The sequence below is a fragment of the Stenotrophomonas sp. STEN240 genome (genome assembly GCF_056756175.1).
Genome location: NZ_JBRRBO010000019.1, coordinates 39,500 through 59,850 on the forward strand (window position 1 = coordinate 39,500; position 20,351 = coordinate 59,850).

The window sequence follows — 20,351 nt, forward strand, 5'->3', positions numbered from 1 at the left end:
GACCAAGGAGCACGCGCGCATGGACAGGAATCGTTATTCGGCTTGGAAGCGACAACGCGGCGTCGCCACGCTGCTGATCGTGTTGATGGTGGGCCTGGCGGTATCGGTCACGGTGGCTGCAACCATCTATTCACTGCGCGGCACCCAATCGCAGCAGCTCACCACGCATTCGGCAACGGCGGCGCAGGCAGCGGCCTGGCGTGGCGTGGAAGCCCTGCGCCTGTACCTGCTGCAGGTGGAAACCAGCGTCTGGCCGGGTTGGGTAGGCAACGACGCCAAGCCGGTCACCGGTCTGGAGGCGCTGGGAATTCGCGCCGCAACGGTGACCTCGGTGGAGGCAACTGGCAGCGATCACTACCGGGTGAGCGCACAGGTCACCGGCACCGCCGGCGTTGGCAATGCATTGACCACGGCAACGGTGGAAGTGGTCTATGACGTGGTGCCGGGCAGCGGCACGCCGGGTCTGCCGCCGGTATGCGCGTCCATGCCCAAGGCGCCGATGGTCTTCAATGGCAACCTGGATTACAGCGGCGGCAAGCTCGACGTCACCAATGCGGTCAACTACGAGAACATCGTGGTGGCAGGCAACCTGACCATCGGCGGCGGCTCCACCGCGCGCATCTCCGGCTGCGTAAAGGGAGATGTTTCCTTGACCGGCGGTGGCATCACCGACAATGGTCATCTGTATTCGGAAGGCAATATCCGCATCCATGGCATGGGCAACCCCAGCGGCACCACGCTGTGGGCGCGCAATATCGAAATCGGCAATGGCGTCAGCGGCGGCAACTACAACGCGATCAAGGCCGGTGCCTATGCGGTTGCCGTTTACGCGGGTACCCAGATGATCGGCACTGCAGAAGTCGGTGGCCGCTTGATTCCCTCCACCGTGACCGGCGGAACGCCGTGGGTGACCGGCACCGTTGCGCCGTTGGCCACTGGCCACGTGCTGATCACGCTGACCGACCAGAGCCAGTTCCTGCTGGATTTCAGCAGACAGGACACTGCCGGCGCGGCGATGTTCAAGGTTGATCCGGCCACCGGCCTGGTGACCGGCACGGCAAGCGCCGAGCGGCTCAAAGGTGCGGAAGATGTGGCCTTGCCGGAGGGACTGAGCTTGCGTTCCACCCGCATCGCCGGCGGCACGGTAGGGCTGGCAACGCTGACCGTCGGCCAGCTGTGGGGCTACAACGTCAACGTGACCGGTTGGAGTGGCAAGTACGAGACGCTATGGGCCAGCGGCGCCATCGCAATGACGTCGGGTACGGTCAAGAATCTATTGGGCGGCGGCAACATGACCGTCAACGATGTTGCGGTCAGTGGCTCGGGCCGTATCGCCGGCAGCCTCAACAAGAACCTGAGCAACGTGCAGGCCAACCAGGCTGGCACCAGCCCGGGCCTGCCGGGCATCCCGTACTGCGAAGCGCGGGTCAAGCCGGTGGATGCCGACAATTTCCTGGGCATGGCCAACTATGCCTTCAGCAGTGCTGGCGGTGTGGCGCAGCTGACCATCCGCAACGTCAAACGCGCCAACGGTGAGTCCATCGACGGTGTCTACCCGTTGCAGAATCCCAATGCCGCACAGCTGGCGATCCTGCAGGAGCTGATGACCTGCAACAACAGCAATGACAAGGGTTGTCGGAACGTGCTGCAGCGCGACGGCAGCTGGCTGCTGCACGGTGTTGGCAAGATGCCGGCCGGGGTGTTGTGGTTCGATCAGTCGGTGAAAATCGACGGTACCAGCACCGACATGCTCAACAGTGTGGTGGTGCGCGGTTGTGATGATCCCAGCCAGACGACCTGCGGGGGCAATGTCACCTTCACCTCGTCCGGTCACCGCGATTTCATCGCGCCGAATTTTGCCGGCGCCGCGCGCGTCTGTGGAGCTGAGTTCTACCCGAGCAATCTGTGCGCCAGCCGTTCGCAGTTCGTTGAATGGGAAGGGCCGGGCGCCGATGGCAAGCCGCAGACCTACCAGGGCCTGCCGATTGCCAACACCGCCGTCATCGCCGAAGGCGGCGCCGATATTGCCGGCTGGGAACTGCGTGGCAGCGTGATGCTGGGCAAGCAGCTGGCCACCAGCGGTGCCACCGTCACCATCCACGGCAGCTTGACCGTAGGCAGTAACCAGACCGCCGATACCACCATTTCCGCCGGTGGCATCTCGGTCGATGTTCCCAGTGGCGGTGGTTTGAATCTGATCCCCGTATGCAGTGGTGGTAGCGGCGGCCTGCCGGCCAGCCCTGCCAGTGCGTCGGTGCAGTGGTCGCGGTACCTGTGATATTCCAAAAAAAGTAGTTCAGCCTGCGGTCTGGGCGACTCTCTCTTGGCATGGCGTGTCCCGTAATCCCCCGGGGCGCGCCATTTTTTTATGCGTTGGTTTAAAGCGTGAAACCAAAATTCGAGCGCGCACGAAAGAAACCACTGTTTGCGCTGCGCTTTCAGATGAATCCCGGATCATCCTGGCGGCAATCTGCCTAAAGTCGAAGGAATAACCCTTCGCCTTGTGCCGTGCGCGGCAGGAAGCTGCATGCCAGAAAAATTCAAGAGTTCACCGCCCAAACACGGCGTCGGAACTTCGACGTTTGTGGCGACGAAAACCGCAGCCGACGTGCTGACACCAGCCAACGCCTTGAAGGCCGCCGACGCCGCGCTGCAATCCATTGATGGTGAAATCGCCGCCAAGGCGCATAAGGCAGTCGCGGTGGTTTCCTCTGCGGTGGGCGTGGTACAGGCGCTGCAAGGTGACAACGTCGCAGCGATGATTGCCGCCGGCGCGCCGCTGGCAGGTATCGCTGTTCCCGAGCTTTCAGCGCTGACTGGCGCAGCGCCTGCCGTGACCGCCCTGGCACAGTCGTTTGTGGCCGCCCCACGTCTGCCAACGTTTGGCACGCCGCCGTTTGTCGCTGCCACGCAACTGCCAGCACTCGCGACACCGCCGTTCGTACCCGCCACCTTGATTCCCGACGAGCACCCGCTCGGCGGGCAGGCCGTGCAGGATTTCATCCGCAAGCCCGAGTTCTACGCGCCGCCGATGACACGCCTGCGCGACGCGTTCGACGAGGAGCGTGGCGTACTCGAGGACAAGGATCGCCTGCTGCGCCTGCATGCTCCGCTAAGCGGGGACAAGCGGCTCTATGCATCGTCGATGGCAGGCAGCAGTGCGCTGTCGGACCTGTACTGCTATCGCCTGCAGTTGCTGTCGCGCAACGCGGGCATCGATCTGCAGGAAGTGATGGGCAACAACTTCACCGTCGGCATCAAGCTGGCCGATGGCAGTGAGCACCCGGTCAATGGCTACGTCACCTCCTTCGGCTTTGCCAGCACCGATGGTGGGCTTGCGGTGTACAGCGCCGAGCTGCGGCCGTGGCTGTGGTACCTGGGCACGCGTATCAACAGCCGCATCTTCCAGGACATGTCGGCATTGGATGTGCTGGACGTTGTGTTCAAGGACTACGGCGGCCTGCCGGACTATCAGGTGCGGGTCAACCGCAGGCCAAGCGCGGAAACCTATATCGTCCAGTACGACGAGAGCGACCTGAATTTCGTCAGCCGGCTGCTTGAGCGGCACGGCCTGTTCTACTACTTCGAACACCGCGCCGATGGCCATCGCCTGGTCATCAGTGATGACTCGGCCGACAGCACGTTCTGCCCACCGCAGGGCAATCACGCCGTGGTCCGCTACAACGCCGGCGATCATGTGGATGCGCAGGACACGCTCACCGCATTGGCGGCCTACCGCAACTTCCAGCCCAGCGCGGTGGCCTTGAATACCTTCAAGTACGCCGATCCGTATGCGGTGCAGTACGTGGAGCAGCCCACCGTCGCCCAGCAGGGCGAGGTGCCGAAGTTGACCGTCTATCACGGCAATCCGGCCTACGCCTTCCCCGACAAGAAAGCCGGCAGCCGCGACGCCCAGCACCTGATGGAGGCTTACGAGTGGCAGGCCAAGCTGTTCATGGCGCAATCGCAATGCCGTGGCATGGAGGCCGGCCACACCTTCCAGTTGAGTGGCCACCATTGGTTTGAAAGCGAGGCCGATGCCGACTTCCTGGTGGTGGGTGCGCAGATCGACGCACGCAACAACTTCAATCTGGACGGCAACAGTGCAGATGAGGCGGATGTATATGAAAACAGCCTGACCTTGATCCGCCGCAAGGTTCCTTACCGGCCGGTGCGTCATCACGCCAAGCCCGCGATGAAAGGCCCGCAGACCGCAACGGTGGTTGGACCGGCCGGGCAGGAGATCCACACCGACAAGCTGGGCCGCATCAAGGTGCAGTTCCCGTGGGACCTGGAAGGCAAGCACGATCAATCGAGCTCATGCTGGATACGTGTTTCACAGCCGTGGGCCGGGCGCGGCTGGGGCACGGTATCGATTCCTCGCATCGGCCAGGAAGTGCTGATCGACTACATCGAAGGCGACCCGGACCGCCCGGTCTGCACGGGACGACTGTTCAACGCCCAACAGACCATGCCGTTCGACGGCCCGGATGGCGGCAACGTGATGGGCTTCATCAGCAATTCCACGCCCGGTGGTGGCGGCCAATGCCGCATGACCATCCGCGATACCGCCGGCAAGGAACTGATTGATCTGTATTCGCAGAAGGATATGAACATCACGGTGCTGGATGCGGAAACGCACGTGGTGGACAAGGGCAATCGCTCGGTCACGTTGAAGACTGGCGATGAGTCGAAAACGCTGGCCCAAGGTGGGCTGAGCGAAACCATCGCCAAGAAGCGGTCTACCGATGCTAATTCGGTTCAGGTCAAGACCAAGGGCAAGACCGATAGCCCAGGTACGCAGCTGTACGAGGCGAGCGATCAGATTGAGCACGTCGTAGGCAAGGGCAGGATCACCATGACCACGGAGATGATCAAGCTGTCGTTTGGTCCATCCAGCATCGTGATCAGCAAAAAAGGCATCTTCATCGATGGCCCGGTAGTTCATTTGAATAAAGACAAGGTCTGATAAGTATGTTCGCAATCAATGAAGGCACGATCAGAATTCCCTCCGCGTGGAAGGATGAAAGCATCAACGTGCTTACCACCGCGCAAGGCAATGGCACCGGGTTGAGTTTCACCATTTCCCGAGACACGTTGCCATGGGGCATGGCGTTTGAGAGCTTCGCGAAGAAGGAGATTGCGGCAATCGCCAGCAGTCTGAAAGATCACAAACAGCTGGAACTGCTGCCAATGCAGGTAGACGGCCGTGAGGCGATGTTGTCCGAGTTCAGCTGGTCATCGGCGCAAGGGCCAATCCATCAATGCATGGTGCTGACTGCCGAACAGCAGCGGGCACTGATCTTCACCGCCAGCATGCCGGGGCTTATTTCACAGGAGCAGAAGCAGCAGATTCTTGCCTTGGTGGAGACCTTTCGCTTTCGCACCAGCGAAGACATGAATGCGGCCGTAGTGCAGTAAGTTTTTCTCAGGGAGAGACCAAGCCATGACGGTGCAAACAAGCGCTGCGGTTGGTGCGGCCAACAGTGCCCGGCGCAATGAGATCATGGATGTGGTGCGCCAGCCAGCGCAGGAGAGTTACAGCATCCCCAACCCTGATGTCAGCGACTTTGACCGGGGTAACAATACCGTTCTGGATGTTCTCGAAAGCGAGGAATTCAACTACGGGTTGATGGGGGCATCCGCGCTGGGTTCTGCTGGCGTGGCCGCGGCCGGTGCAGCAAGTGCTGGCGTTACCGCTGCGGGCGTTGCTGCGGCAGCCTCGCTGGGAACGTTCGCCATCGCCGCAGGTGCGGGCATGGCCGGCGGCTACCTGGGCAGCATGGCTGGCACCGGGCTGGCTGATTTCTACTACGGCACGCTGTGCGGCGAGAAAAAAGTCGCCACAGAAGGGGATACCCCCGCGCGCATGGGCGACCCCATCGCCCACATCGACAAAAACGCAGCCCTGTGGGGGGCGATCATTGGCGCGGCAGCTGCGATCGCCATCGTCGCAGTGACCGTGGCAACCTGCGGTGCCGGACTGCTTGTGCTCGCGGCGGCCGCTGCTACTGCAGGTTTTGTCGGCGCCGGTATCGCTACCTTTGCATCAACCGCTGGGCAGTACGGCGACAACAAGGGCGTCATCGCTGAGGGCTCAGGAAATGTGTTCTTCGAGGGCAGACCAGTCGCACGGGTTGGCGATCTGGTGGTTTGCTCCGAACATCCAGGGCCAAGCATGCTGGCCGAAGGCGCCAAAACCGTATACGCCAACGGCCGCAATATCGTGCGTGTTGGTCATCGCAGCACCTGCGATGGCAACGTCAATGATGGCTGCAAGACCATCGTTGAAGCCATCGAAACGGCCGTGGTCCATGAGGTCAAAGACAGCCGCTCACCTGAGCTGCGCTGGGCTAACATCATTGCGAATCTGCTGCCATTGCCACGCGGAAGAAAGCCAAAGCCTGGCGCCGATGCAGCACCACAGCAGCCGAAGCCGAAGCCGAAACCCGACACGCCGCCACAACAAAAACCGAAGCCTGACGCGGCGTCGCAAACAAAGCCGAAGCCAGACCCTGCTCCGCAACATAAGCCGCAGCAGGAGTCGAAGCCGAGTCAAACAACGGCTTCAAAGCAAGATCCCGCACCTGCGCCCAATAATTCAAAACCCGCTACCACCTCGTCCAAAGGCAAAGGCTGCGATACAGGGGAATGTACTAAGGTAGGTGAGCCTGTAGACATCGGCACCGGCGACTTTCTGCAGCAATGGCCGGCGCTGGCGCTGCCGGGAACCCTACCGCTACAGCTCACCCGCAGCTATCGCTCGACGGCGTCTTTCAGTGGTGCATTCGGCGACAAATGGATGGACGAATGGTCCCAGCGGCTGGAGCTGGACGCCGATACCGCAACCTTGCATACGCCGCACGGCGCGACGCTCGTATTCCATACGCCGGATGACGAGGTCCAAGCAGTCAATCTGCGCGAACGCCGTTACTGCCTGTTCGGCAAGCGCTCGAAGGTGCTGCGGCTGTTCGATCGCCGGACCCGTACCGTGCTCAGCTTTGGTCAGGAAGCTGGCCGGCAGCGATACCTGAGCGACATCGAAGATCTCAACGGCAACCGCATCCGTTTTCAATACGAAAATGGCGCACTCGCCCGCATTGAGCACAGCGACGGCTACGCTTTGCTGGTGCAGTGTCAGGGTCGCCGAATCACATCGGTGCAGGTGCAGGGCGGGGCAGAAGATGGCATGGAGCTGGTGCGCTGCACCTATGATGCTGATGGACGCCTCGCGCAATGCCGTAGCCATCAGTTTGGAACCCTGTTCCACGGCTATGATCGCGACGGCCGCATGCTGCGCTGGCACGATACCGCACTCACCGGCGCACACGTCACGTACGACGCCAAGGGAAGGGTGCTCAGCACGCGCACCGACAGTGGTCACTATGAAGACCGCTTCGTCTACGACGACGCGCAGAACTGTGCCCTCTACTACGACGCCGAAGGCGGCTGCAGCCAGTACTTCCATAATGCAGAAGGCCTGATCAGCTGCCTGATCGATCCGCTGGGCCATCACTGGCTGACGGAATGGGACGAGAACAACCGAAAACTGTCGCAAACCGATCCGCTGGGTCGTGTGACCCGCTTCCAGTACAACGATTTCGACGAACTGATCGAGGTCACCCATCCGGATGAGTCATGGGAGCGTTATGGCTACAGCAGCCTTGGTGCCATTACGTCAGCGGCCAGTTCGGAAGGAACTAAGTGGACGTTCCGCCATGATGCGCGCGGAAACCTGATTGCTGCGATCAATCCGCTCGGTCGACGTATAAGCTATCGCCTAAGCGGGAACGGACAGCTGCTGCGGCAGGAGAATCCAGATGGCACGCAGCTGCGCCTGGACTACGACCGCTACCAGCGGATCAACAAGCTGACCCGTGCCGACGGCAGCCACCACACCCTGCACAAGGATCTGTTCGGCAGAGTAGTGGAGAGCCAGGACGCACTCGGCCAGCAGACCCGCTATGAACATGCCGGTCATGCCAATCCGCGTGGCTCGGTAAGCAAGGTGACTCTGGCTGACGGCAGTACGCAGCAGATCAGCTACGACAGCGAACGCCTGCCCATCCGTCATAGCGACGGCGAAGGCCGCACTACCAAGTACCAGTACGGCGCCTTCGATCTGCTGGAGAGCGTCCACTATCCGGCGGGCGGCGGGTTGCAGCTGGGCTACGACAAGCTCACCCGGCTGGTCTGCGTGACCAATGGCGCCGGCGAAAGCTATCGCTATCAGTACGACGCTGCCGGGCGGCTGGTTGCCGAGACCGATTACGGCGGCGCGCGTACCCGCTACGAACACAACGCCGCAGGTTGGTTGCATACAACCCACCGTCCGGATGGCTCCACGCTGGGCTACGACTACGACCTGGCCAGTGGTCGCTTGCTTGCCATCCGCCGTTGCTCGGCCAATGCAGACAACCCGAGCGTCGATACCGAACTCGACTACGACGATGACGGCCGCCTGATCCGCGTTACCCATGGCGATAGCGTGCTCGAATACGAACGCGATGCCGTAGGCCGCCTACTGGCCGAACGCAGCAACGGCCGCGAGGTGCGCTGGAGCTACGACGAACTCACCGGTGCTCCCAATGAACTGAGCGCGGGCCATCAGGTGCAGTGGGCGTACGACGTCAACGGCGCCCTGAGCACGCTGGGCATCGAAGGCCACGCACCGCTGCAGATTCAGCGCGATGCCTTGGGCCGCGATGTGCAGTGGCAAAGCGCAGCAGGCTTTCAGTTGGCGCAGCAGTTCAATCCGCTGAGCCTGCTTACCAAGCAAACTGCCGGCAGTACGCCAAGTGCGGATGCTTTGTCGTACCCATCGCAAACCTATGGGCTGCACGCGCAGGCAACAGTGGTGCAGCGTGGCTACCAGTACGACCGTGCCTTCAATCCCGTGCAGATTGACGACCAGCGCTGGGGTAGCAGTCGTTTCCGCTACAACGGCAACAACCAGATCATCGGCCAGCATCTGGACGGCAGCGGGCAGCAGCCATCGCTGGACGAAAGCTTCGACTACGACGGTGCCCTGAATCTGGTCAGCCGCACGTTGTCGAATCTGCCAGGGGTAGAGCGCCACAGCGTGCAGCAGCGTGCCGGCCGCACGGTCCGCCAAGGTGGCACTACGTATCGCTACGACGCGCAGGGCCGCCTGCAGGAGAAGGCCGAGCAACCCAATGGCTTCCGACCGCAACACTGGAGCTACCGCTGGGATGCCGACAACCGGTTGATCGAGTTGACCACGCCCAAGGGCGAGCGCTGGCGCTATGCCTACGATGGGCTTGGGCGGCGTATCCGCAAGCTCAAAGTGATTGCGGGCGGGCTGCGGGATTCGGCGCATGCCGGCGGCGAAGCAACAGGCGGAGGCGGTGGATCAGCAGCAGTTCGATCCGCGCATACGCGCCGCGTTGTAGTGGGCGAGGAATACTTGTGGAGCCGTGACCAGTTGATTGAAGCGGCGCCGATCTACGCCGACGGCACCGTCGCCTATGACCAAGCCACGCAATGGGCCTACGCACCCGGCGGCCTGACCCCGCTCGCACAGAAGCGGGCAGACAAGCTCTGGTATGTCGTCTCCGACCACGTCGGTACGCCACGCGAACTTCTGGACGAAACCGGCGAGTTGGCATGGAGCAACAACCCCAAGGCCTGGGGCCAGCAGCGTGTATGGAGCCGAGCAGCCGCCAACGACGATGCAGTGGACTGCCCGATCCGCTTCCCCGGCCAGTATTACGACGCCGAGAGCGGACTGCACTACAACCGGCATCGCTACTATGATCCGGACAGTGCGCAGTACTTGTCGCCTGATCCGCTGGGTTTAGAAGGTGGATTCAGGCCGCAAGGGTATGTTGATAACCCGAATACGCATGTTGATCCGTTGGGGTTGAATAGTTGCGAGCTTACCGGCAACGGCTGGAAGTTTGATAGCGCAAAGGATGTAGACCTGAGAGGGACGGGGAAAACGTATAGAGATGCTCTAAATGAGGCATTTCAACGCACTGGGGTGCCGAAGGAAGACTTTGAGATAGTTGCTTGGGGGAAGGATCAATACGGGAAAACTATTCCCGTTGAATGGAGTGGTCCAGGCGGCGCTAGCGTAAACATGGACATTCCAGTATGGAATAATGTGAAGACGAACGGTGAGCTTGGTATGGGGCCGCATGCGCCTCATATCGGCTACCAGACTCCGGGAAAGCCAAAGCTGGTCGGGCACATTTTCGTAGACGACGTTCCGTCGACGAGGTAGCAATGCATAAATTCAGTAAAGCAAGAGAGTTGATCAACTCCGCGAGACAGCTTGGCTTGGATGCGGAATTGGCCGAGCCGGGTTACGCAGGCGAATATATTCGAAAGGTGCTTGGAAAATTCAAGCCATTTAGAGTCAGTGGCCACCTGCAGATCGGTGGCGGCGCGATGTCCGTCCCTACGGAAGGAAACGAGTACGCGCTTTCGAAACAACTCAAAGAGGAAATGGGTTGTGTCTTCTTTGAGCAGGGAATTTTGGATAGAAACAATTTGGTTGTCTTTAAAAATGCCACGGAGATTTCATTGGCAATAGAGCACAGCTTCGGTATGGAGTATTTTATCTCTAACGAAGGCGCGAGCTATCTGATTGCAGTGAATTTCTACGGAATTGAGTTTGCTGGCGATATCGAAATTCGTGATATGACGACGGGGTGAATGCACGTCAAGCTCATGGGAAATTCTGGATTTGATTTTTATGCGGTTGTCAGAGTCAAGGTTGGGGCGGATCGCCCTGTTCTGCAGGCCATTGATGGGCGAGTCGGCGCAGTCTTAGGCATGGCTCAAGCCGAAGACGGGTCATGGACCTATGCGGTTCATATTATTGATCTGGACGAATCGTGGAGTATTGGGGAGTCGGAGCTTGTTGCGACCGGCCGCACTATGAAACGAAAAGACTTCTACGGAGGCGAAGTGCTCTCTGTCGAAGTTGATAGAAAATGGAGAGGGGAGCGTTCGCCTGATGAGTAGGTAAAGGCCAGTAAGTTCAGTCATCAGGGAAAGTGCATCAGATGTTCATTTTTGAGAAGTATCGCTTTGACTATGCTGGAATTTCAAAAGTGATTGCAGCGGGAAATGAGCTGCGCGTCACCTATAGCGATTGGCGTGAGCAAGAGTGCACTCTTATTTTTACACGCGCCGCTGGGTATCAGTGGTTTAGTCCTGAAGGCCGTGCACTCAGTCATGGGTCGGTCGAAGCTGAAGATCCGTTTATCGCTGGCTTGTGAGAAGGCTGATGAGGACTCGATTCACAACGATGTTGAAGTTACGCTGCTCCTCGACCGCTGGATATCGCCGGCGCGGTGAGTATGTTTAAGAAGGGCGCTAATCTTAACGGCCAGGCTCAATGGGCAAGTGAACCTGACCCCGTTGATTGGATCTCAATTTCTATTTCGGCGGTGAAACGGCATCTCGCACTATCAGTACGGTGCCCTTGATCTGCTGGAGCACGTGTACTATCCGCCAAGCGGTGGCCTGCAGTTGGGCTACGACAAGCTGACCCGGTTGGTCTCCGTCACGGCAGCGGCTAAAGCTAGCACTATCACTACGACCCTGCTGGCCAGCTGGTTGCTGAGACCGACTACAGCGGGTACGTACCCGCTACGAGCACAACGCCGCAGGCTGGCTGCACACATCCCATTGTCCGGATAGCTCCACGTTGGGCTATGAATATGACTATGACTTGGCCAATGGTGGCTTGCAGGCTATCCGCCACCACTCAGCCCATGCAGACAACCCGAACGTGGATATTCTCTCCCATTGGGAAAGTCACCCTTCTGGCCCGTAGGTAATTGACTGAACTATGAATCTCGAAGACGTTCTGCTCGCTTCTAAACACGAGGTTAGTCACAGCGTCGACGGAAGACTTTCTCTGTCGACTCGAAAGAAAGTTTTAGTGGCTCTTGGTACTAGTGGCGGGTCGCCTGATTTGGAGCAGACTGGGTTTAGGCGACGCGTACTGCTGGACGCTCTATGCGTGCGACATGTTATGCGCGTGTGGAGTGAACACTTTCCCGGACATGATGGTCCTGAGGTGATGCTTTCGACGGCCTTTAGTGTGGCTAATGAGGCCATGTCTCTAGATCGGGCGCAGAGGTTACGGGACAGTTTTTATGTCGATGCAATCGATGGCAGGGACTACTCGGTTGATCAGGCTCCCGCGATGTTCGTCGCACATGCTGGGTGAGGAGCATCGAAGACTCTCTGCCAGAGGAAAGTGAGGATGAGGACCTCGATCCTGAAAGTTATTTGCCCAGCTACCTTTGCGCATCGGCTTGCGCCGGCGGCCTCAACGGTGATCATGCGGCGAGAGTGGAAGATCGGCGCTCCTTCTGGATGTGGTACCTCGATGAAGCGGTACCCGCTGTGATGTCCAGTGAGATCTGACGTCGCATCATGGTCGAGCGCGGAAATCTGGTTGGTGCACGCGGTCCGCTGGGATAACGACGTCCACCCAAGATTGAGTAACACAGTTGCTTGGAGTCCAATCCTCAATGACGAGGAGATTGAAGGTCTTACTATCGCTTCGCCTCAGGCCAAGCGGGTAACGCGCAGGCGCTGCTAAAAAAAGAGCAGCGTCCTGCGCGCCATTGGCAGATGCTGCGACGATCAGCTCTCGCTTGCTGCCGGGTCTTCGACGTGGGACAGGTTGATGCGGTGCTTCCTGGCGTAGGCATCCTGCATCTGGTCCAGCTCATCGGTGAGCTTGTCGAACTTGGTGCCGGTCGCATCCATTGCTTCAAGCAACGGTGCTGCCTGTTCGTCGCTGAAACCATCCGGCAGGTCGGTCAGCTTGAGCATGGCGTCGTACCAGACCACCGCCTCGTCCAGCGAGGTCACCAACTTGGCGTGCAGCTCGGTGGCATCGTCCGGGGTCTTCAGCGCCTTCATCCGCTCGCGCATGTCCACCGCTTCCTGGCGCGCATTGCCCAGGCGGGACTTGAAGTTGGACAGGCCTTTGCGGTCCGCCATGGCCTGGGTCAGGCGTTCGGCATCGTTGCCGCCGCTCCATTGGTTGACCTTTTCAATCAGGCCGTTCCAGGTACTGATGTTGCTGTCCATGTATTCGCTGGCGGACGGGCCGGTCAACTGGCTGCAGGCGGCGAGCAGAACAAGCAACAGCGGGGCAAATCGATACAGCACTTTCATTGATTTCTCCTTTGACATTGATAGTGGCATCCGTACACAAGCCATGGATCATAGCGTCATGATGGCTACAGTCGCTGTAGATCGCCCTGGGGCTTGAGCGGGAGCGAGAAAGTCGTCTATGCCCGAGAGCGGCGGGCAGAAGAAGCCGAAACAGACCGGGGCGGCGTCTTGATCAGCGCTATCTGCGTACCTACGCCTTTGAAGTAACGCTATCAGCAGGCGGAGACGTGCAAGGCGCCGGTATCCGCCCTGCGGCGGTGGCCGGTGGGACGGCGGTCGATTGCAGCGGGCGCAGCAGCATCACCCGCCGGTGCCGGATCACGCGATTGGCGGCTGGTGATGGCTGGCAGGGAGCGAGGTGCCCGCTGGCGGCTGCCCGGCCAGCGGTGCCAATCAATTTGCCGGCCGGCCCTTGAAAGGCCCCCAGCCAGCCCCATCTCCCAGACAAGCCCGTTCGACGGGTCTTTTTACGCGTGATGCCGGCATCCCCTTGGTTTTACCGCCGGTGTCGCCGGAATTTCAGGCCAATCAATTACTTAAGAGGTCTTTCATGAGCATCAAGCCGCTTCACGACCGCGTTGTGGTCAAGCCGATCGAAGCCGACGAAATCTCCGCCGGCGGCATCCTGATCCCGGATTCGGCCAAGGAAAAGTCCACCAAGGGTGAAGTCGTGGCCGTGGGCCCGGGCAAGCCGCTGGACAACGGTTCGGTGCGTGCCCCCTCGCTGAAGGTCGGCGACAAGGTCATCTACGGCCAGTACGCCGGTTCGTCCTACAAGGCCGAAGGCGTCGAGTACAAGGTGCTGCGCGAAGACGACGTGCTGGCCATCATCGGCTGATTGCCTTTGCAGCGGTGATTCGCGATTGGGAGTGGCAAAGGCGCGTTGCGCCGACCTTCCCCCCGTCCTCGAAGCACCGCTGCTGATTTACCCCTTTTCTATTTTCCAATCCCCATTCCCGAGGTTTCAAGACAATGGCTGCCAAGGATATTCGTTTCGGTGAAGACGCTCGTTCGCGCATGGTGCGCGGCGTCAATGTTCTCGCCAATGCCGTCAAGGCAACCCTGGGCCCGAAGGGCCGCAATGTCGTGCTCGAGAAGAGCTTCGGCGCCCCGACCATCACCAAGGACGGCGTGTCCGTCGCCAAGGAAATCGAACTGGCTGACAAGTTCGAGAACATGGGCGCGCAGATGGTGAAGGAAGTTGCTTCGCGCACCAATGACGACGCTGGCGACGGCACCACCACCGCCACCGTGCTGGCCCAGGCCCTGATCCGCGAAGGCGCCAAGGCCGTTGCTGCCGGCATGAACCCGATGGACCTCAAGCGCGGTATCGACAAGGCTGTCATCGCCGCCGTCGCCGAGCTGAAGAACATCTCCAAGCCCACCACCGACGACAAGGCAATTGCCCAGGTCGGCACCATCTCGGCCAACTCGGACGAGTCGATCGGCAACATCATTGCCGAAGCGATGCAGAAGGTCGGCAAGGAAGGCGTGATCACGGTTGAAGAAGGTTCGGGTCTGGAAAACGAGCTGGACGTCGTCGAGGGCATGCAGTTCGACCGCGGCTACCTGTCGCCGTACTTCATCAACAACCAGCAGTCGCAGACCGCTGACCTGGAAGACCCGTACATCCTGCTGCACGACAAGAAGATCTCCAACGTGCGTGAGCTGCTGCCGGTGCTGGAAGGCGTCGCCAAGGCCGGCAAGCCGTTGCTGATCATCGCTGAAGACATCGAAGGCGAAGCGCTGGCTACGCTGGTGGTCAACACCATCCGTGGCATCGTCAAGGTCGTGGCCGTCAAGGCACCGGGCTTCGGCGACCGTCGCAAGGCGATGCTGGAAGACATGGCCGTGCTGACCGGCGGCACCGTGATCTCCGAAGAAGTTGGCCTGTCGCTGGAAAAGGCCACCATCAAGGACCTGGGCCGCGCCAAGAAGGTGCAGGTTTCCAAGGAAAACACCACCGTCATCGACGGCGCCGGCGATACCGCTGCCATCGAGTCCCGCGTCAAGCAGATCAAGGCCCAGATCGAAGAAACCTCTTCGGACTACGACCGCGAGAAGCTGCAGGAACGCGTTGCCAAGCTGGCCGGCGGCGTTGCCGTGATCAAGGTCGGTGCTTCGACCGAAATCGAAATGAAGGAAAAGAAGGACCGCGTTGACGACGCCCTGCACGCTACCCGCGCAGCCGTCGAAGAAGGCGTGGTCCCGGGCGGCGGCGTCGCCCTGGTGCGCGCTGTCACCGCACTGGCTGGCCTGAAGGGCAACAACGAAGACCAGAACCACGGCATCCAGATCGCCCTGCGCGCGATGGAAGCGCCGCTGCGCGAAATCGTTGCCAACGCCGGTGAAGAGCCGTCGGTCATCGTCAACCGCGTCAAGGAAGGTACCGGCAGCTTCGGCTACAACGCCGCCACCGGCGAATTCGGCGACATGCTGGAATTCGGCATCCTGGACCCGACCAAGGTGACCCGTTCGGCGCTGCAGAACGCAGCCTCGATCGCTGGCCTGATGATCACCACCGAAGCCATGGTCGCCGAAGCTCCGAAGAAGGACGAGCCGGCCATGGGCGGCGGCGGAATGGGCGGCATGGGTGGCATGGGCGGTATGGACTTCTAAGTCCGCCGCAGCCTCATCGCTGCTTGTAGTACACAAAACCCCGCCGCAAGGCGGGGTTTTGTTTTGTCTTGCTCCCTCCCTTTGCCGAAGGCAAGGGGAGGGTTGGGGAGGGGTTGGCTTTTGGGGCCTTTCGCGTGTTGCCGGCTTCGCGGCTTACGCCGCTCCTACATGGCGGATGCATTGCTGGGAAGGCCTCTGCCGAGCATGGCTCGGCACTACAGGCTCCCTCCCTTTCGCGCAGCGAAGGGGAGGGTTGGGGAGGGGTGCTTTGGGGGCCTTCCAAGCGGTGCCGGCTTCGCGGCTTACGTCGCTCCTACATAGGCGGATGCATTGCTGGGAAGGCCTCTGCCGAGCATGGTTCGGCACTACAGTGCCGTTGCTACAGGCTGATGCATTGCTGGGAAGGTTTCTGCCGAGCATGGCCCGGCACTACAGGTGGCTGTTTGCCCATTGCACGATGCTGCTGGCTGGCATCGCGCCGGACTGCCGGGCTATCTCGCGGCCGCCGTGGATCAGCACCATCGTTGGAATGCTGCGGATGTTGTAGCTGCTGGCGATGGCCGGTTCTGCCTCGGTGTCCAGTTTGCCCAGGCGCATGCGCGGCTCCAGTTGCACGGCGGCCTTGGCGAACTCTGGTGCCATCTGCCGGCACGGCCCGCACCAGCTGGCCCAGAAATCCACCAGCAGTGGAATCTGTGAGCGGCTGGCATGCGCTTCGAAACTGGCGGCGCTCAATGCAATCGGCGCGGCGTTGAACAAGGCCTGATGGCAACGCCCGCAGGACGGTGCCTGTGACAGACGATCAGCGGGAACGCGGTTGATCGCATTGCAATGCGGGCAGGCAATCTGCAGCGGTTCGGCGGTGGTGTCGTTCATCGGATGACCATACGGCGTGGGACCAGCCAACATTATGCGCTGCAGTGCTGAACCGTCCATCGCATGTCCGGCCATCACATCACTCAAGGCGAACTCAAGGCGTATTGCAAAGTCCCAGCGCGGCCAGTTCGGCCTTCTGCGCATCGGGCAGGGCGGCCATCGTGGCGCTATCGCCGCAGGCCGCGCGCACCGCATCGATATTATCGGCGCGCAGCAGTACGCCGCCGTTGGAGGTGGCGGAGGTATCGCCCTTGCCGGCTCGTGTTGCCGGTGTCGCGGTCGCGGCTGCACGCACCGGTTGCTTGCGTGCGGCACCCTGGCCGAGCAGGCGCAGGCTTGAAAGCTGTGAACCGCGGGCGAGCACGATGTGGTCGCGGGCAATGCTGTGCACGCGCAGGCCGTTGCCGATGTCCTGGCCGATATGCAGGGTCTGTGATGCCGCGCCGGCTTGCTGCAGCACTGCCAGCGAGCGTTCGGCCTGCGGGTGTACGAAGGTGGCCAGCAAACGAAGTGACTGGGTGTTGCTGGTGGCGTACAGCGGCGGCCGCTGCGTCGCTGCAGCCGGCTGCGCCAGGGCCGCATTGCCGAAGGCGGCGCAGGCACAGATGCCGATCCAGGCGAGCAGCGGCAGGGAGGGAATTGATGGCTTCATTGGCGGATGGAATAGCCCGGGGCACGAGGCCCCGGGCAGGTGCGGATTACTGGATGTTCAAACCGCGCAGCACAACCAGGTTGTTGGGACTGAGCAGCGTCAGCAGTGCGTTGTCGTTGGCGCTGAGCCCGTTCCAGCGCTGGTTGACGCCGTTGGTGCACGAGTAGGTGATCAGCTTGCCGCGGCCGTTGGTGAGGAAGCCACCGGACAGATCGAGGCAGCTGTTGTTGCGGCCGATCTTCGGCAGTGCGCTCAGGTCGAACATCTGCGCATCCAGGGTGCGATCACAGGTGTTCAAGGTCACCGCGCCGTTGTTGCCACCGTTGCCGGCCAGGCACAGTGCCGGGTTGGCCGCACTGTGGATGGCGCCACGCAGGTCGGCCATCCACAACTCGTTGTCGGCGCCGGTGCAGGTGCTTGCGTCGGCGATGTAGACCGCCGGTTTGCCGTCCACCTGTTCGGTCTTCAGGCAATGCTTGCTGTTGGTGACCAGCATCGGCTGCGCGGCCGGCAGCAATGGCGTCTGCCGCAGGCCCAGCGTGTCCAGCAGGGCCTTGAGTGCTTCCACCGCGGCGGTGTTGTTGCTGCCCTGCAGATCGCTGCGGTAGCGGTTCATCCAGCGGTTGAGACGGGTGGCCTTGTTCTCCTGGGCGATGTAGGCATCACGCACCTGCTTGGCATCGGCGGACAGCCCGGTGGGGTTGTTGCCCCAGCTGGCATACAGCAGGTTGCCGCGGCTGCCGAGGTTGACCAGTGGCTTGCCACCGGCGGCGATCAACAGCTGGTCGAGCTCGGGCATTTCCACCGCACGCAGGGCGCTGTAACCGGCTTCCTTGCCGACCACCACCGGTGCCTTCATCGGCGGCAGGTTCTGCGGGAAGCTCATCGTTGCCAGCGTGCTGGCTGCCGCTCCGGGTTCCTGGCATTGCAGGCTGGCCTGCTGCGGGTTATCGGCCTGGGCCAGATTGACGTGCAGCTTGTTGACCGAGTTGGTCTGCAGCACGGTGGGGGCTACTGCAATACGCTTGCTGCTGCCACCGGCAAAGCTCACCTGCAGCCAGCATTGGCGGGTGCTGGCGTTGTCGATCGGTGTCGGCAGGTCGAACACATTGCCCCAGTTGCCACGGAATGCGGGGTACAAAAGCGCCTTGCCGGTGCTGGGGTCGTAGCCGCCGAGCACGGTGAACACCGGTGTGCCGACCAGGCGTGGCTTGAGGTAGTTGCCGTCCGGCGAGTTGAAGAACAATTCCTTGCTGGTCGGCACCTTGCCGGTTACCGGTTCCATCTGACGGGTGTTCGCATTCCAGCCGAGGTAGCCGGTCGCCGAACTCTGCGAGGGCACCGGCTTGTTCAAGCGCGGCTGGATGGCGATCTTGGTGCTGTAGCCGGTGTAATGGGTATAGCGCGACAGTGCACTGGAGAAACCACCACCGGCCATTGCGTCGGTGGCAAAGCTGTAGGTGTCGTCATAGATCGGCATGCCGTTCAGGGCGCCGTTCTTGGCCTGCCGCCAATGGAAATTGGCACGCATGCGCTTGCGGTAGGCGATGTAACCCCAGCCGCTGTCGTGGTGGTGGCCGGACAGGAAGTAGTTGTCACCGGACTGGCCCGGGTAATGGCCCAGCCCGTAGTGATGGCCGATCTCGTGGCTGAATTCATTGCCGCTGGTGGAGTACAGCGTCAGCATGCCGTTGCCGCCGCTCAGGCCATGGCTCTGCTTGCCGTTGCTGTACATGCCGACGGCGTGGTGCGCCACCACGTTCTGGAACCACTGCGGCTGCGACTGCCCGGCCATGCCGGAGGCGGTGGCACCGAAGTTGGCCAGGTTGATGCCGACGCTGACCGTGGATTTGCCGGTGTTCTCGCGCATGTCACCGGCATATACACCACCTTCGCCGGTACTGGCGGTGTCGTAGATGGTGCCGTTGGCGACCATCACCTTGTCCAGCTTCATCGGCTCGTAATAGGCCACGGTCATGCGTGCGGCGGGGATGGTCTGGAAGTAATCCGCTGCGCCCTGCTCGGGGTTTTTCAGCAGCCAGAAGGCATCGGTTTCAGCCGGTGGGTCGGTGAGCATGCCCAGGCGGATGTTGTGCACCACCAGCTCGGCCGGCGCACCGAAATCGATCTTGTCGGCAGCAAGGCTGCCACTGCGGGCCTTGTCGTCGGTGATGCTCAGGCTCATGCCGGGCTTTACCCAATCCCACGGCAGGCGCGTGGTCCAGGCGCGGCGGGAATAGTTGTAGTCGGGCCGGCCGTCGGTGTTGTTGTAGTCCGAGCGGTACATGGAATTGGGGTGGAGCAGCTGTGCGGTACCCATCACCGTGCCATCCACCGAGACGGTCACGTTGAGCGCGTCGATATCCTTCAGCGATGGATCCGGGGTGACCAGCAGCAGGGCTTCGCGCTCGGTGGTTAGGCGTGGCATGTTCTTGGCTTCATTGCCGCTGGGGTCGACCGTGTGGCTCTGGCCGAACTGGATCATCGCCGGCAGCGAGCCAACCAGGTCATTGCGTACCGCGCGCACCGCGCCGCTGGGATCGATGTCGTAGAAACCCTTCAGGTCCACTTCGTCATAGCGGGCCGAAGTGGGCTCCGGGTAGGGGTCGGCAGGGGTAGGCGTGGGTTCGGGCTCAGGCTCGGGTGTCGGTGGCACCGGAGGGATGGTTTCGCCGCCATTGCCGCCTTCACTGCCGCCGCTGCCAGCCTCGCCGCCAGTGCCTGCGCCGTTGCCATCGCCACCGGAGCCGCCTACATCGATATCGTTGCCGAAGCCGGTGTCGCCGTTGCCTTCATCGGTGGGCGGGTCGGGTACAACCGGCACCGAGGTGTCGCCGCCGTTGCCGCTGCCAGTCTCTTTGTCTGCCGGTGCTTCGCTTTTGTCGCATGCTGCGAGCAGCACCATGCTCATTGCCAGCGCAAGCGCGCGCAGGTTGATTGCGTTGTTCAAGTAGTTCTCCCCTTGTTTTGAACTATTGCGGTGAAACCGAACAGCCCGTTCCGGCCCCAAACCGGTGGCTGGGCTGCTCGTGGA

General features: G+C 61.2%; 15 protein-coding genes. 11 read left to right on the forward strand and 4 right to left on the reverse strand.

Annotated features, from left to right (window positions below; translation table 11 throughout):
- Window positions 1–19 precede the first annotated feature (19 nt).
- The 9 genes from ACVOKO_RS10625 to ACVOKO_RS10665 all read left to right on the forward strand — a co-directional run bounded on the left by ACVOKO_RS10625 (window position 20) and on the right by ACVOKO_RS10665 (window position 12,408).
- Window positions 20–2,278, forward strand: coding sequence for a hypothetical protein (locus tag ACVOKO_RS10625; RefSeq protein WP_346498885.1), 2,259 nt, complete (start codon window positions 20–22; stop codon window positions 2,276–2,278).
- A gap of 249 nt (window positions 2,279–2,527) precedes the next feature.
- Entirely contained in the window at window positions 2,528–4,969 is a 2,442-nt protein-coding gene (locus tag ACVOKO_RS10630) for a type VI secretion system Vgr family protein (protein WP_346498886.1), read from the forward strand.
- 5 nt (window positions 4,970–4,974) lie between these two features.
- On the forward strand, window positions 4,975–5,421 hold the full coding sequence (locus ACVOKO_RS10635) for a DcrB-related protein (RefSeq protein ID WP_346498887.1): 447 nt from the start codon (window positions 4,975–4,977) through the stop codon (window positions 5,419–5,421).
- Between the two features lie 25 nt (window positions 5,422–5,446).
- Window positions 5,447–10,246 carry a polymorphic toxin type 47 domain-containing protein gene (locus tag ACVOKO_RS10640; RefSeq protein WP_346498888.1) on the forward strand — a complete coding sequence of 1,600 codons (4,800 nt, stop codon included), beginning with the start codon at window positions 5,447–5,449 and terminating at the stop codon, window positions 10,244–10,246.
- A gap of 2 nt (window positions 10,247–10,248) precedes the next feature.
- Complete coding sequence (locus ACVOKO_RS10645; protein WP_346498889.1) at window positions 10,249–10,680, forward strand: hypothetical protein; 432 nt, start codon at window positions 10,249–10,251, stop codon at window positions 10,678–10,680.
- Window positions 10,681–10,992, forward strand: a complete 312-nt coding sequence (imm31, locus tag ACVOKO_RS10650; RefSeq protein WP_346498890.1) for an Imm31 family immunity protein — start codon at window positions 10,681–10,683, stop codon at window positions 10,990–10,992. It abuts the gene before it with no gap.
- A gap of 41 nt (window positions 10,993–11,033) precedes the next feature.
- A complete protein-coding gene (locus ACVOKO_RS10655; RefSeq protein ID WP_346498891.1) occupies window positions 11,034–11,249 on the forward strand; it encodes a hypothetical protein in 216 nt (71 codons plus the stop codon).
- Window positions 11,250–11,824: 575 nt separating this feature from the next.
- Window positions 11,825–12,208 (forward strand): Imm5 family immunity protein, encoded by a 384-nt coding sequence (locus ACVOKO_RS10660; RefSeq protein WP_430980759.1) that lies wholly within the window; start codon window positions 11,825–11,827, stop codon window positions 12,206–12,208.
- Complete coding sequence (locus ACVOKO_RS10665; RefSeq protein WP_430980760.1) at window positions 12,205–12,408, forward strand: Imm5 family immunity protein; 204 nt, start codon at window positions 12,205–12,207, stop codon at window positions 12,406–12,408. The genes ACVOKO_RS10660 and ACVOKO_RS10665 overlap by 4 nt, the downstream gene beginning before the upstream one ends.
- A gap of 222 nt (window positions 12,409–12,630) precedes the next feature.
- Here ACVOKO_RS10665 and ACVOKO_RS10670 read toward each other — a convergent pair whose 3' ends face one another.
- Window positions 12,631–13,170: a hypothetical protein gene (locus ACVOKO_RS10670; protein WP_346498892.1), complete on the reverse strand. Its 540-nt coding sequence runs from the start codon at window positions 13,168–13,170 to the stop codon at window positions 12,631–12,633.
- 550 nt (window positions 13,171–13,720) lie between these two features.
- On the opposite strand from ACVOKO_RS10670, the gene ACVOKO_RS10675 reads away from it, so the two are divergent.
- Together ACVOKO_RS10675 and groL are read left to right on the forward strand one after the other, a co-directional pair.
- Window positions 13,721–14,008, forward strand: a complete 288-nt coding sequence (locus tag ACVOKO_RS10675; RefSeq protein WP_057631623.1) for a co-chaperone GroES — start codon at window positions 13,721–13,723, stop codon at window positions 14,006–14,008.
- A gap of 134 nt (window positions 14,009–14,142) precedes the next feature.
- A complete protein-coding gene (groL, locus tag ACVOKO_RS10680; RefSeq protein ID WP_346498893.1) occupies window positions 14,143–15,789 on the forward strand; it encodes a chaperonin GroEL in 1,647 nt (548 codons plus the stop codon).
- Window positions 15,790–16,218: 429 nt separating this feature from the next.
- On the opposite strand, the gene trxC is transcribed toward groL, so the two are convergent.
- The 3 genes from trxC to ACVOKO_RS10695 all read right to left on the reverse strand — a co-directional run bounded on the left by trxC (window position 16,219) and on the right by ACVOKO_RS10695 (window position 20,267).
- Window positions 16,219–16,698, reverse strand: a complete 480-nt coding sequence (trxC, locus tag ACVOKO_RS10685) for a thioredoxin TrxC (RefSeq protein WP_430980761.1) — start codon at window positions 16,696–16,698, stop codon at window positions 16,219–16,221.
- 61 nt (window positions 16,699–16,759) lie between these two features.
- Window positions 16,760–17,317: a type II secretion system protein N gene (locus ACVOKO_RS10690; RefSeq protein ID WP_346498894.1), complete on the reverse strand. Its 558-nt coding sequence runs from the start codon at window positions 17,315–17,317 to the stop codon at window positions 16,760–16,762.
- Window positions 17,318–17,363: 46 nt separating this feature from the next.
- Complete coding sequence (locus tag ACVOKO_RS10695; RefSeq protein ID WP_346498895.1) at window positions 17,364–20,267, reverse strand: M66 family metalloprotease; 2,904 nt, start codon at window positions 20,265–20,267, stop codon at window positions 17,364–17,366.
- Window positions 20,268–20,351: the final 84 nt, after the last annotated feature.